This is a genomic window from Acidovorax sp. (assembly GCF_027492855.1).
GTDB lineage: Bacteria > Pseudomonadota > Gammaproteobacteria > Burkholderiales > Burkholderiaceae_C > Acidovorax.
The window spans coordinates 14,410-28,004 of the sequence record NZ_JAPUDY010000085.1; the positions used below are offsets into that span (position 1 = coordinate 14,410).

8 protein-coding genes are annotated in these 13,595 nt (G+C 62.8%); 6 read left to right on the forward strand and 2 right to left on the reverse strand.

Annotated features, from left to right (window positions below; genetic code table 11):
• Positions 1–11: 11 nt before the first annotated feature.
• Positions 12–1,127 carry an acyl-CoA dehydrogenase family protein gene (locus tag Q0105_RS16665; protein ID WP_298213255.1) on the forward strand — a complete coding sequence of 372 codons (1,116 nt, stop codon included), beginning with the start codon at positions 12–14 and terminating at the stop codon, positions 1,125–1,127.
• 222 nt (positions 1,128–1,349) lie between these two features.
• On the opposite strand, the gene Q0105_RS16670 is transcribed toward Q0105_RS16665, so the two are convergent.
• Positions 1,350–4,550 carry a GEVED domain-containing protein gene (locus tag Q0105_RS16670; protein ID WP_298213256.1) on the reverse strand — a complete coding sequence of 1,067 codons (3,201 nt, stop codon included), beginning with the start codon at positions 4,548–4,550 and terminating at the stop codon, positions 1,350–1,352.
• Between the two features lie 301 nt (positions 4,551–4,851).
• On the opposite strand from Q0105_RS16670, the gene Q0105_RS16675 reads away from it, so the two are divergent.
• Complete coding sequence (locus Q0105_RS16675; RefSeq protein ID WP_298213257.1) at positions 4,852–6,168, forward strand: tetratricopeptide repeat protein; 1,317 nt, start codon at positions 4,852–4,854, stop codon at positions 6,166–6,168.
• Positions 6,169–6,216: 48 nt separating this feature from the next.
• On the opposite strand, the gene Q0105_RS16680 is transcribed toward Q0105_RS16675, so the two are convergent.
• Positions 6,217–6,774 carry an HNH endonuclease gene (locus Q0105_RS16680; RefSeq protein ID WP_298213258.1) on the reverse strand — a complete coding sequence of 186 codons (558 nt, stop codon included), beginning with the start codon at positions 6,772–6,774 and terminating at the stop codon, positions 6,217–6,219.
• 168 nt (positions 6,775–6,942) lie between these two features.
• Here Q0105_RS16680 and Q0105_RS16685 point away from each other — a divergent pair, with 168 nt between their 5' ends.
• The 4 genes from Q0105_RS16685 (at position 6,943) to Q0105_RS16700 (ending at position 13,580) form a co-directional block, all read left to right on the forward strand.
• A complete protein-coding gene (locus Q0105_RS16685; RefSeq protein ID WP_298213259.1) occupies positions 6,943–7,995 on the forward strand; it encodes a bifunctional riboflavin kinase/FAD synthetase in 1,053 nt (350 codons plus the stop codon).
• A gap of 113 nt (positions 7,996–8,108) precedes the next feature.
• Positions 8,109–10,967 (forward strand): isoleucine--tRNA ligase, encoded by a 2,859-nt coding sequence (gene ileS / locus Q0105_RS16690; protein ID WP_298213260.1) that lies wholly within the window; start codon positions 8,109–8,111, stop codon positions 10,965–10,967.
• On the forward strand, positions 10,967–11,491 hold the full coding sequence (gene lspA / locus Q0105_RS16695; protein ID WP_298213261.1) for a signal peptidase II: 525 nt from the start codon (positions 10,967–10,969) through the stop codon (positions 11,489–11,491). Before ileS ends, lspA begins: the two co-directional genes overlap by 1 nt.
• Positions 11,492–11,927: 436 nt before the next feature.
• On the forward strand, positions 11,928–13,580 hold the full coding sequence (locus Q0105_RS16700) for a Na/Pi cotransporter family protein (RefSeq protein ID WP_298213262.1): 1,653 nt from the start codon (positions 11,928–11,930) through the stop codon (positions 13,578–13,580).
• Positions 13,581–13,595 lie beyond the last annotated feature (15 nt).

Genomic DNA, 13,595 nt, shown 5'->3' on the forward strand with positions numbered 1-13,595 from the left:
GAGACAAGAACATGGATTTCGATTTTTCTGACGACCAGGAACAACTGCGCGACGCCGTGCGCAAGTGGGTGGACAAGGGCTACACGTTTGAGCGCCGCCGCGCCGCCGTCGAGGCCGGTGGCTTTGACCGCGCCGCCTGGGGCGAACTGGCCGAGCTGGGCCTGACCGCCCTGACCGTGCCCGAGGCCCAAGGTGGCCTGGGCCAGGGCGCCATCGACGCCATGGTGGTGGCCGAGGAGCTGGGCCGTGGCATGGTGCTGGAGCCTCTTGCCCAGGCCTTCATCGCCAGCAGCGTGCTCAGCGCCTACGCACCCGCCGCTGTGCAATCGGCCTGGCTGCCCCGCATCGCCAGCGGCGAAGCCCTGGTGGTGCTGGCCTACCAAGAGCGCAAGGCGCGCTACCGCCTCGATGTTTGCGAGGCAAAAGCGGCACCAGCGCAATCTGGATACACGCTAACAGCTAGCAAAAGCATAGTGCCTGCGGGCGACCAGGCCGACGCCTTCATCGTGCCCGCGCAGTTGGACGGAAAAATTGCACTCTTCCTGGTGGAACGCGATGCCGACGGCGTGGCCACACGCGGCTACCTCACGCAGGACGGCAGCCGCGCCGCCGAAGTGGTGATGGACAACGCCGCCGCCACGCTCATCACCACCGACGGCCTGGCCGCGCTGGAGCTGGCGGTGGACACCGGCATCGCCGCCACCTGCGCCGAAGCCGTGGGCGTGATGGACAAAACAGTGGCACTCACCGTCGAATACATGAACCAGCGCAAGCAGTTCGGCGTGTTCATCGCCAGCTTCCAGGCCCTGCGCCACCGCGTGGCCGACATGAAGATGCAGCTGGAGCTGGCCCGCTCGATGAGCTATTACGCCAGCCTCAAACTGAACGCCCCCACCGCCGAACGCCGCGCCGCCATGGCCCGCGCCAAGGTGCAACTGGGCCAATCCATGCGCTTCGTGGGCCAGCAGGCCGTGCAGTTGCACGGCGGCATCGGCGTGACCGACGAATACATCGGCAGCCACTACTTCAAGAAGCTCACACAGCTTGAAATGACCTTTGGCGACACCCTGCACCACCTGGGCGAGGTGTCGGCGCGGATGCAGGACACGGCGGGCGTGTTCGCTTAAACCAAATACACAGCGCACTCTCTACCGGCCGCATCTTTGCAATGCGGCACCCGGCCCCGCAGACTCAAGATGGTCTGCGGGGTTTTTTACACCCTGATGAAACGAAAGTGAACCGCGTCTGGCACACAAAAAAGCCAGCCGCGCACGAGGTACGGCTGGCTTTCAGGCTCCACGACCCAAGCCTCACGCCGGACATGATGGCGTGAGGCCTAGGAAGTGCGCTCAGCGCTTGCGTTTGTATTGGCGACGGGCCACCAGGCCCATGATGGCCAACGTGGCCGCCAGAAGCGCTAGCGGGTTGTTTGCCGGAATCGCTGATGGCGTCGCCGAAACCACAATGCCTCCGTTGCCAACCCTGACCGTCACCACACCGCGGTCACACACTCTTGGGTTATTCGTCAGGCAAATGGTGTACTCATAGGTGTCAGTGCCGTGGGCGGCGGGGTTGTTGGGCGTGTAAGTGCATGTACCGGCCACACTGCTGCATGTCACTGTGCCATTGGCGCCATTCGTGCTGCCCGTGATGGAAAACTGCGGCGAAGGCCCTGTGGGTGAGCCGTTGGCTCCATACAACTCAGCCGTGTCATTGCCTGACACGCTAGTAACCACCGTTGGCGTTCCGATAGACACATTCACCGTGTCATTGATCGCATCGATCAATACCTTCGGGATGGTGTAAGTCGCCGTAGCGCTTGACTCATCGCTATCGTCGTCGATGGCCTTGAAAGTGAACGATGAAGCCGCGGCAGCAGTACTGGCAAACCACAGTTCCGTCGTGGCGTCCACGGGCATGCCTCCGGCGGGAAGGCTGGTAATAGCCACCGGAACAGCGCCGTTTAGATAGTACAAAGTACCGTTGGCAGGCAGGGTCATGATGCGGTAGGCCACCACGGTGCCGTCGCTATCGGTGCCATTCATGGGTGCAGGATTGGTGGAGGCCGGCAGCAGCAAGCGCTGCGCCGTAGTGCCAAGACCTATGGGCGCGGTGTTGACACTGACCGCTACGGGCGGGGCGTTGACGGCGCCGTTTGCTTGAACAACGCGCACGCGGTGGTCCTCGATTTCGCCATCCATGGCAAAACCCAACGCCCTGGAGTCCTCACTCGCGCGAATTGTTACGTTGCCGGCGGGAAACTGTGCATTGAAATTGGGATCACCAGCCGTCTTGGTGGTAATGCGTAGGCGTATGTAGCGATAGCCCTCTGTCAATCCTGTGAGGCTATTCCAGGTGAGGGTGGCCTGGCCGCCTGGTGTATTAGCGGCCGCAACTGCGGATGCGTACTCGCCGGTTTCAAAAACACCGTTGTTGTTCCAGTCCACCCACGCGTGAATGGTGCCGGCAACGTCAACGTTGCTGGAGTCCTTGGTCGTGTTGGTGTAACGCACCCTCAGGCTGTAACTGGTCGCGGTATCCAGAATGGTGGACAGCTCATCGCCAGGCGTGACCGCAAAAAAGCCACCACCATTAACTTCCGTTTCAAAAATCCCGTCCTCCTCCAGAATCACCGTCGGGCTGGCGATGTAGTCGCCAAATTGCCCCACATTCTTGGTACCGCTCACGACATTTTTAGGAGTGGCGTCGTTCTGCTGGGGCGCCCTGGTGCCAAGGAACAAAGGGTTGTTGCTCGGATTCACGCCACCGCTGGCGTAGAAATGCATGGCTTGATTGGCACCACCGCCGTTTTCATACCCCTTGGGTACATCACCGTAATCAAAGCCGGTCGAGCCGCAGATATTCAAAACCGGCGTGGCCTGGCAATTGAAATAATCCTGATCCTCATCACCCATGAACCCATCGCCCATGCTTCCCTTGATCTGGTGCCCAACGTAGCAGAACTGCGGACTGCTTTGGGGCTGGAACACCGTGGTGTGGCCGCCCACTTCAACCATTTGAGCCTTGATGGTATTGGGCGCATGGGCCGTCGGTAGCCCATTTGTATAGGCGGTTCCCATTTCTGGAATGCCCACGTGAAAGCTTCCTGTGGTCAGGTTCGTGCCACCTGCAGTGGTATACCGACCAATCATGCGGCCACTGTTTCTACCCCAGGTGTAAAGCGTGCCATCGTTGGTGATCAACGCACCGGCGGCATATTCTGCGTCATGCTCCTGAACACTGAACAACTTCACCTGCCCCCTCAAGGAGCTTGCACCCACACCATCAGTGAACAGTTTGACAACTCCCCAGCTATTCACCTCCGGCGTCGTTTGATCAATGTTCTGCCCCAATTGGCGGCGTTCGTTGCCCCCCACCGAGTACAGCGTCCCCGTGGAGGAGAGAACAAACATAGTGCTGCCAACCGTCACGCCGATCATTTTGGGCGTAATGTTCACGCCCCCCTCCTGCGGCAGGGTCATGGGCGTTGCGTAGCTAGTGGAAGCGGCACTGGCGCCGTTGCCGAAATAAGGCGTCGCACCCCACGCATAAAGTTTGCCATCACTGGTCTGCACCATCAGCGCTCCGGTGGGGCTGCTATTGCTGCTACCCACTTGGCCACGCAAGGCAACGACATCTTTCAACACCGGGTTACCGTTAGCGTTGGTGCGCACACGATGCCAGATATTGTCCCCGGCGGCATCGCTGGAGCCATCACCGCGCATGGCATGTCTGGTGGAGCCATTGACCAACACCCACACTTCCCCGCCTTTATCGGATTTGGTGACCAAGGCCAGCAGTGCGTGGGTAGCAAAAATCTGCGCCACGTCGTCAGGGTTCACATTAGGCGGCAGACCATCCGCCTTGCCACCTACGGCCACCGGACCGGCGACATCGCCAGCTTTGTTGACAGGGTTCAATACGGAATCTTCATTTCCCCAAGCAAAAAGCCCCGAGGCAGTCAACGCAATGACTTGCTCATAGGCTGAGCCGTCGCTACCTGCCGTTATCAGCAACGGCGCGCTACCCCCGAGCCGACTTGCACCATGTGCCCAGGTTCCCCCATCAATGATGTCGAGCGGACGTCCTACGGAGTTTCCATCGTAAACATAGGGATCGCTAGTGTTGTCTCCACCCAAAGGCCCCATGCGTGCCCCCCAGCCAACCCAGGAGCCATCGGTGCGCTGCGCAAGCGATGAATGGTAGGAACTGATCATGTTGTCATAGAGCTTGTCGGGCTGACAGGTCTGCGCAGCCACTTGTTGCACTCCCACCAAGGACACAGCCAGAGCCATTGCAGCCCTCACATGCTTCCAGCGACTTCCACCCCGCCAAGCATCAGCAACAGTCATTTTCAATCTCTCACCCAATTGATTCAAAAAAGTGAACCGCCGTTTCGCGAAACGCACGCTCCACGTCCCAAACACCACAGACTTGCAAGCCATGTTGGCCGCCTCGTTGCCAAAAAACGCTCCAACCTGCGCAACCATTGCCAACCCGCATGCCAGGCAGTTTGCAAATGTGACAATATTGTGACAAAACAATGACAATCTAAAATATCTTACATATAAAAACAAATTACACACTCAGGCACATAAAGAACTTGACTATTTCAATATCCGCTTTTTGCAATTGTTCACAGTTACATAGAAACTGCTGTCACTCGGAATACACCCACCAGCCCGTTGACACACCAGGACATGCCACGGCGACACTCCACGCCCATGGCCATGAGTTGCACAGCCAAGTTGGCGCGAAGATGCCACTTGGACCAATCCGTTGATAATTCCGCATCTACCACTGGCAACCTCGTACAGCGTTTGCCGCGCCTTGCGTCTTTTTCCTCTTTTTATGAGCGCCACCATTTCCCCCACAGATCCCATCCGCCAGTACCTTGAAATCGCGCACACCCAGATCGCCAAGGGCGAACTCAAGCAAGCTGCCGAAACCCTGAACAAGGCACAGAAGAAGTCACCTGGCGATGCCCGCGTCTTCATGCTGGCGGGCTTGATGGCCGAAAAATCCGGCAACGTCAATGGCGCCTTCGAGGCCCTGCGCAAGTCCGTCGCCCTGGCGCCCGACTGGGGCCCTGGCCTGCTGGAGTTGGCCTTGCTGCTGGCCCGCCAGAACCAGTTCAAGGAAGCCGTGGAAACCGCTGAAAAGGTAGCTGCGCTGGAACCCAAGAACCTGCAGGTGCTGGCGGGCGTCATCGACATCGCCCACCGTGCGGGCCACACCGAAATGGCCGTGCGCCACCTGCGCCGGGGCCTGGAGTTGGTGCCGGGCGACGTGGCACTGCGCCGCCTGTTGGCGCGCGACCTGAGCGATCAAGGCCAGCACGACGAATCCCTGGCGCTGTGGAGCGCCCTGGTGGACGAAAACCCGGCCGACCACCAATCACTCACCGGGCGCGTGCAAGCCCTCATTGCCGCAGGCAAGCCTACGGACGCCCGTGCGAACGCAGAAACCCTGCTGGGGCTGGCCCCCGAAGACGCGGTCTATCAGTACTACGCCGAGCTCGCGCGCGGTGAAACACCGGCCCAGCAGCCAGCGGAGCTGACACGCCCCCTGTTCGACGGCATGGCCGAGTTCTACGACATGCACATGGTGCGCAGCCTGAAGTACCAGTTGCCCAAGCAGGTCGCCGACAAGATCCTGGCCCGCCACCCCGACAAGAAGCTCAACGTGCTTGACCTCGGGTGCGGCACGGGCTTGCTGGGCGTGTGCCTGGGCCGCCTGGACGGCGCCCTCCTCGGCGTGGACCTGTCGATGAAAATGATCGAGCAGGCAGCCCGCCACAACGTGTACGACCGTTTTCACACGGTCAACCTGCACGACGCCCTGCGCGATACACCCGAGGGGCTCTTCCAGGCCATCGCGGCGCTGGACGTGTTCATCTACGCAGGCGACCTGACCGAGGCCATTCCCAACGCCTACCGCGTTCTGGCATCCGATGGGGTCTTGATCTTCTCCTGCGAAGTGGCTGACGAAACCGGGCCCGATCTGGCTTTGCTGCCCAGCGGGCGCTACGCGCACAAGCGCAGCCACGCCGAAGCCCTGTGCAAAGCCGCAGGTTTTGATACGGTGGAGGTCGAAGACACCGTGCTGCGCCACGAAAACCACCAGCCGGTGCACGGCTTCATCGTCACGGCGCACAAGCCTGCTTGAAGGCTGGCGGGGCGATCGGACTAGACGACGCCCCTCTGTTGCCCCGCGTCACGCCAAGAGGCGTGACGACTTGGGCACATGCGCCATCAGAAAATCCATCTGGTCGGCCAGGATGCGCCGGTTGCGCAAAATGAAGTCTTCCCACAGGCTGGGTATGTAGGGTGCATACAGCAGCGGCATATGCGCCTGCTCGGGCGTGCGCGGCCCCTTGCGGTGATTGCAGGGGCGGCAGGCCGTCACCACGTTCATCCAGTGGTCCTGCCCGTTGCGGGCAAAGGGCACGATGTGTTCGCGGGTCAGGGCTTCTTCATGAAAGTGCCCGCCGCAGTAGGCGCACACATTGCGGTCGCGGGCAAAAAGTTTGCCGTTGGTCAGGCTGGGCTTCAGATCGAACGGATTGATGCTGGGCACGCCCTTGGTGCCGATGATGCTGTTGATGGCAATCACCGACTGCTCGCCCGTGATGGCGTTGTGCCCGCCCCGGAACCGGGCGATCTGGGCGCCGGATTCCCAGCGCACTTCACCCGCGGCGTAATGAATCACCGCTTGTTCGAGCGAAATCCACGATTGGGGCAGCCCTTGGGCCGACAGCTTCAAGACCTTCAAAACACGCCTCCTGGAACGCAAAGTACACAAGGATTCGGAACGCAGATGTCTCGCGGGCAGCCTTGCACCGGGCTGCCCGTGGATCACAATATACTCTGTTTTGATGACAAATTGGCGTCTTGCGCTTGATGTACCTGCGCATAGTGCTATCAAAAAGATAACAAACCGATGAAGATCTTTCGCGGATTCCACCACCCAGGCATCGCTGACGCCTGTGCGCTGACCATTGGCAACTTCGATGGCGTGCACCGGGGCCACCAGGCCATGCTGGCCCTGCTGAACAACGAGGCGGCCCACCGGGGGGTGGAAAGCTGCGTGCTCACCTTCGAGCCCCATCCGCGCGACTATTTTGCAGGGGCGCACCACAAGCCTGACCTCGCGCCCGCGCGCATCGGCACGCTGCGCGACAAGCTCACCGAGCTGGAGCGCTGCGGCGTGCAGCAAACCGTGGTGCTACCGTTTGACGCAGCACTGGCCGCACAGTCGCCCCAGGCGTTCATCGACGAGGTGCTGGTGCGGGGCCTGGGCGTCCGCTACGTGCTGGTGGGCGACGATTTCCGCTTTGGCCGCCAGCGCGCGGGCGACTACGCCATGCTGGACGCGGCGGGCCAGCGCCAGGGCTTTGACGTGGCGCGCATGAACAGCTATGAGGTGCACGGACTGCGTGTTTCCAGCTCTGCAGTGCGGCAAGCGCTTTCCGAGGGCGACATGGAGGCCGCCGCGCGCCTGCTGGGGCGGCCCTACACCATCAGCGGCCATGTAGTGCATGGCCGCAAGCTGGGGCGCGAGCTGGGCGCCACCGCAGCGGGTGCGGGCAACGGCTTTCGCACCCTGAACCTGCGCTTTGCGCACTGGAAGCCTGCCGCCAGCGGCATCTTCGCTGTGCTGGTGCACGGCCTCTCTGACACCCCGCTGCCGGGGGTGGCCAACCTGGGCGTGCGCCCCTCGCTGGATCCGAACGACGTCAACGGCGGCCGCGTGTTGCTGGAAACCCATTGCCTGCAATGGCCCGCCGAACTGGGGGCCGAAGGGGCATACGGTAAAATCGTGCGGGTGGAACTGCTGCACAAACTGCACGACGAGCTCAAATACGACGGTCTGGATGCCCTGACGGCAGGCATCGCCAAGGACTGCGCGGACGCACGCGCCTTCTTTGCGTCGGCCCACGCTCCCAACAACCACTCCGAGACCCGGCGCCAGACCACGCGCGACCGAATTTGAGGGGGCTGCCTGCGCAGCGCCTGCACGGCAGGCACTACACACCTCCGATACGCCTCCTCTTTCCCCGTTTTGCTCCGGGCCTGCCCCGGAATGCCCCGTTTTAAGGCTCCCTCATGTCCGACAACGCCAGTACCACCGAATCCACCGCCACGGACTACCGCAGCACCCTGAATCTGCCCGACACCCCTTTCCCCATGCGCGGCGACCTGCCCAAGCGCGAGCCGGGCTGGGTGAAGGAATGGGATGAAAAAGGCATCTACAAGCGCCTGCGCGACGCACGCCAGGGCGCGCCCAAGTTCATCCTGCACGACGGCCCGCCCTACGCCAACGGCCAGATCCACATGGGCCACGCGGTCAACAAGATCTTGAAGGACATGATCACCAAGGCGCGCCAGCTCGAAGGCTTCGACGCGCTGTACGTGCCCGGCTGGGACTGCCACGGCCTGCCGATCGAGAACGCGATCGAGAAGAAATACGGCCGCAACCTCAGCCGCGACGACATGCAGGCCAAGAGCCGCGCCTATGCCACCGAGCAGATCGCGCAGCAGATGGTCGACTTCAAACGCCTGGGCGTGCTGGGCGAATGGGACAACCCCTACAAAACCATGAACTTCGCCAACGAGGCGGGCGAGTTGCGCGCCTTCAAGCGCGTGATGGAACGTGGCTTCGTTTACCGGGGCCTCAAGCCCGTGTACTGGTGCTTTGACTGCGGCAGCTCGCTGGCCGAGTTCGAGATCGAATACGCCGACAAGAAGAGCACCACGCTCGATGCGGCTTTCAAGGCGCACGAGCCTGCCAAGCTGGCCGCCGCCTTCGGCCTGCCCGCGCTGGCAAAAGACGCCTTCGTGGTGATCTGGACCACCACCGCCTGGACCATCCCCGCCAACCAGGCGCTGAACCTGAACCCCGAGATCAGCTACGCGCTGGTGGACGCGGGCGAGCGCCTGCTTCTGGTGGCTGAACCCCTGGTCGCCTCGTGCCTGGAGCGCTACGGCCTCACCGGCAGCGTGGTCGCCACCACCCTCGGCAAAAACCTGGGCGGGCTCGAATTCGAGCACCCGCTGTACGACGTGGATGCAGGCTACCGCCGCCTGTCGCCCGTGTACCTGGCCGACTACGCCACCGCGGACGACGGCACGGGTATCGTGCACTCCTCGCCCGCCTACGGCCTGGAGGATTTCAACTCCTGCCGCGCCAACGGCCTGGCGCTGGACGACATCCTGAACCCCGTGCAGGGCAACGGCACCTACGCGGCCGACTTCCCGCTGTTTGGCGGCCAGCACATCTGGAAGGCCGTGCCCGTCATCATCGAGGCGCTGCGCAATGCAGGCCGCCTGATGGCCTCCAAGGACATCACCCACAGCTATCCACACTGCTGGCGCCACAAGACGCCGGTGATCTACCGCGCAGCGGCCCAGTGGTTCATCCGCATGGACGAAGGCGAAGGCGTGTTCACCAAGGCAGGCGACAAGCCCGCCAAGACGCTGCGCCAGATCGCGCTGGACGCCATCGAGCACACCAGCTTCTACCCAGAGAACGGCCAGGCCCGCCTGCACGACATGATCGCCGGGCGGCCCGACTGGTGCATCTCGCGCCAGCGCAGCTGGGGCGTGCCCATCCCGTTCTTCTTGCACAAGGATTCGGGCGAGCTGCACCCACGCACCATGGAGATCATGGACCAGGCCGCCGACATCGTGGAAAAGGGCGGCATCGAGGCCTGGAGCCGCGTGACGGCCGAGGAGATCCTGGGCGCCGAGGACGCCGTCTGCTACACCAAGAGCACCGACATCCTGGAGGTGTGGTTCGACTCGGGCTCCACCTTCTTCCACGTGCTGCGTGGCACACACCCCGGCGTGCACCACGACACCGGCCCCGAGGCCGACCTGTACCTGGAAGGCCATGACCAACACCGCGGCTGGTTCCACAGCTCGCTGCTCTTGGCCAGCGCGCTGGAAGGCCGCGCGCCCTACAAGGGCCTGCTGACCCACGGCTTCACCGTGGACAGCCAGGGCCGCAAGATGAGCAAGTCGCTGGGCAACGGCATCGACCCGCAGGAGATCAACAAGAAGCTGGGCGCCGAGATCATCCGCCTGTGGGTGGCCGCCAGCGACTACTCGGGTGACATCGCGGGCGACGACAAAATCCTGGCGCGCGTGGTGGACGCCTACCGCCGCATCCGCAACACGCTGCGCTTCTTGCTGGCCAATGTGAGCGACTTCGACCCCGCCAAGGACGCCGTGCCGTTCGACCAGATGCTGGAGATCGACCGCTACGCGCTCACGCGCGCGGCCGAGTTCCAGGCCACCGTGCTCGCGCACTACAAGGTCTACGAGTTCCACCCCGTGGTGGCCAAGCTGCAGCTCTACTGCTCGGAAGACCTGGGTGGCTTCTACCTCGATGTGCTGAAAGACCGCCTCTACACCACCGCGCCCAAGAGCCTGGCGCGCCGCAGCGCACAAACGGCGCTGTACCACATCACACACGGCATGCTGCGCTGGATGGCGCCGTTCCTCTCGTTCACGGCCGAAGAGGCCTGGAAGGTGTTCGGCCACTCCGACTCCATCTTCCTGGAGACCTACGGCTCCATCGCTGGTGCCGACGAAGGCCTGCTGGCCAAGTGGGCGCGCCTGTGCGAGATCCGCGACGTGGTGAACAAAGAGATCGAGACGCTGCGCGCCGAGGGCCTGGTGGGCTCCTCGCTGCAGGCCAACGTGACGCTCACGGCCGCACCCGAGGACCATGCGCTGCTGGCCAGCCTGGGCGATGACCTGAAGTTCGTCTTCATCACATCCGCTATCGAATTGGTAGCTGGTAGCGCTTTACAGATCAGCGTCAAACCCAGTTCTGATGCCAAGTGCGAGCGCTGCTGGCACTACCGCAGCGACGTGGGCCAGGATGCGGCCCACCCCACCATTTGTGGCCGCTGCACCAGCAACCTGTTTGGCACCGGTGAGCACCGGACGCACGCCTGATGGCTGGCGCTTCGCAGAACGGGCGCTCCGGCGCCAGCATCTGGCCCTGGCTCGCCTGGGCCGTGCTGCTGCTGGTAGCCGACCAGGTCACCAAGACGCTGATCCTCGACAACTACCGGCTGGGTGACTCCACGTTCATCACCAGCTTCTTCAACATCGTGCGGGCCCACAACACGGGGGCTGCGTTCTCGTTCTTGTCGAACGCGGGCGGCTGGCAGCGTTGGCTGTTCACCGGCATCGGCGCGGTGGCCACGGTGTTCATCGTGTGGCAATTGCGTGCGCACCCTGGGCAAAAGCTGTTCTGCTTTTCGCTGGCCAGCATCCTCGGGGGTGCGGTGGGCAATGTGGTGGACCGGCTCATGCACGGCTACGTGGTGGATTTTCTGGATTTCCACTGGAACTTCCTCTCGGGCATCTTCCACGGCGGCCATTTCCCGGCCTTCAACCTGGCCGACACTGCCATCAGCGTGGGGGCGGTCTGCCTGATCCTGGATGAGCTGCTGCGGATGCGGCGCGAGCGCTGAATCCTTCGAAGCACCACCCTGCCGACGGCCCGCAACACGCGGGCCGTTTCCTTTTTGCGGGCTGGTTCGGCCCACGCGCCCCAGCGCCAACAGGGACATCCGTGCCGCGCTATGGAATCAGGAGTATGCTTGTATGACAGTTTTGTGACAGTGAGTGGTACGCCCTGGCGCCCCTGGCAGCCGCAACGGTAAACGCCGCAGCACGGGCAGCCGTTCTTAGAACCAGGCACCTGCGGGCCGGGTGCAAACCACTCTCAGCACGTCGCAAGAAAATATTGAGTCGGCATCAACTCACTTGAAACCATTCGGGCTGAGCTTGCCTGTCCTGAGCCTGTCGAAGGGTCGAAGCGCTGCGCAAGGCTTCGACAAGCTCCGCCCGAACGGGTGTTTCAAGTTCAAAATGCCGACTCAATAAGAAGAAACACAACGGTTTTTCATGAAGCATCTTTTGAATCTGCTGGCAGCCGTCTCGCTGCTGATCTGGGGCACCCACCTGGTGCGCACCGGCATTCTGAGCGTGTTTGGCGCCAACCTGCGCCATCTCATTGCGCACAGCGTCAGCAACCGGTTCACGGCCGTGCTGTCGGGCATCGGGGTGACGGCCGTGGTGCAGTCGAGCACGGCCACGGCGCTCATCGTGTCCTCGTTCGTGGGCCAGGGCCTGGTGGGGCTACCTGCCGCGCTGGCGGTGATGCTGGGGGCCGACGTGGGCACCAGCGTGATGGCCGTGGTGTTCTCGCTTGATCTGTCCTGGCTGTCGCCCTTGCTCATCTTCGTGGGCGTGGTGCTGTTCACCGCGCGCAAGGGCACGGCCGTGGGCCGTGTGGGGCGTGTGCTCATCGGCCTGGGGCTGATGCTGCTGGCGCTGCGCCTGATCACCGAATCCACCACCGTACTCACACAGTCGCCCACGGTGCGCACGCTGCTCGGCGCGCTCACCAGCGATTTGTTGCTGGAGATTTTCACCGGCGCGCTGCTGGCCATCGTGGCCTATTCCAGCCTGGCCACGGTGCTGCTCACGGCCGCGCTGGCGGGCTCGGGCGGTATCCCGGCCGATGTGGCGCTGGGCCTGGTGCTGGGCGCCAACCTGGGCAGCGGCGTGCTGGCCGTGCTGACCACCATGAAGGCCGACGTGCAGACCCGCCAGGTGCCGCTAGGCAATCTGTTCTTCAAGATCATCGGCGTGGTCATCATGGCGCCGCTCACCGGGCTGTGGTTGCAGCATGTGCGCCCTTACGTGCCCGAGACCGCCACGCTGGTGGTGCTGTTCCACCTGGCGTTCAACACGGTGGTGGGCATTGTGTGCATCGGCCTCACCGGCACCGTGGCCCGTACCGTGCAGCGACTGCTGCCCTCTGAAAAATCGGCGGCCGCGGGCTCGCGGCCCCAGCACCTGGACCCCTCGGCCCTGGCCACGCCTTCGCTGGCCATCTCGTGCGCGGCGCGCGAGGCGCTGCACCAGGCGGACGTGGTCGAGTCCATGCTGCGCGGCCTGCACAAGGTGATCCAGACGGACGACCTGCAGCTTGCCGAAGACCTGCGCAAGCTCGACGACGAGGTGGACGACCTGTACTCGGCCATCAAGTACTACATGACCAAGATCTCGCGCGAAGCCCTGGACGAGCGCGAGGGCCGCCGCTGGGCCGACATCATCAGCTTCACCATCAACATGGAGCAGATCGGCGACATCATCGAGCGCGTGCTGATCGACATCGAGGACAAGAAGATCAAGAAGGGCCGCCAGTTCTCCGTGGCGGGCATGGACGAGATCAACGAGCTGCACGCCCGCCTGATCGACAACCTGCGGCTGGCGATGAGCGTGTTCCTCAACGGCAGCGTGCGCGATGCGCAAAAGCTGCTGGAGGAGAAGGCCCGTTTTCGCGACCTGGAGCACGCCTATTCGGTCACCCACCTGGCGCGCCTGTCCGACAACACCGTGCAGAGCATCGAGACCAGTTCGCTGCACATTGACCTGATCAGCGACTTGAAGCGCATCAACTCGCTGCTGTGCTCGGTGGCCTACCCCATCCTTGAATCGGCCGGGGCGCTGGCACCCAGTCGGCTCAAGACCATGGTGGACCCCAGCTGAGCGGAAAGCACTTTC

Bases quoted from the DNA above. Each gene is read 5' to 3' on its own strand.
- Q0105_RS16665 (WP_298213255.1), top strand. From the start codon at position 12: ATGGATTTCGATTTTTCTGACGACCAGGAACAACTGCGCGACGCCGTG.
- Q0105_RS16685 (WP_298213259.1), top strand. From the start codon at position 6,943: ATGAAGATCTTTCGCGGATTCCACCACCCAGGCATCGCTGACGCCTGT.
- ileS (WP_298213260.1), top strand. From the start codon at position 8,109: ATGTCCGACAACGCCAGTACCACCGAATCCACCGCCACGGACTACCGC.
- lspA (WP_298213261.1), top strand. From the start codon at position 10,967: ATGGCTGGCGCTTCGCAGAACGGGCGCTCCGGCGCCAGCATCTGGCCC.
- Q0105_RS16700 (WP_298213262.1), top strand. From the start codon at position 11,928: ATGAAGCATCTTTTGAATCTGCTGGCAGCCGTCTCGCTGCTGATCTGG.
- Q0105_RS16675 (WP_298213257.1), top strand. From the start codon at position 4,852: ATGAGCGCCACCATTTCCCCCACAGATCCCATCCGCCAGTACCTTGAA.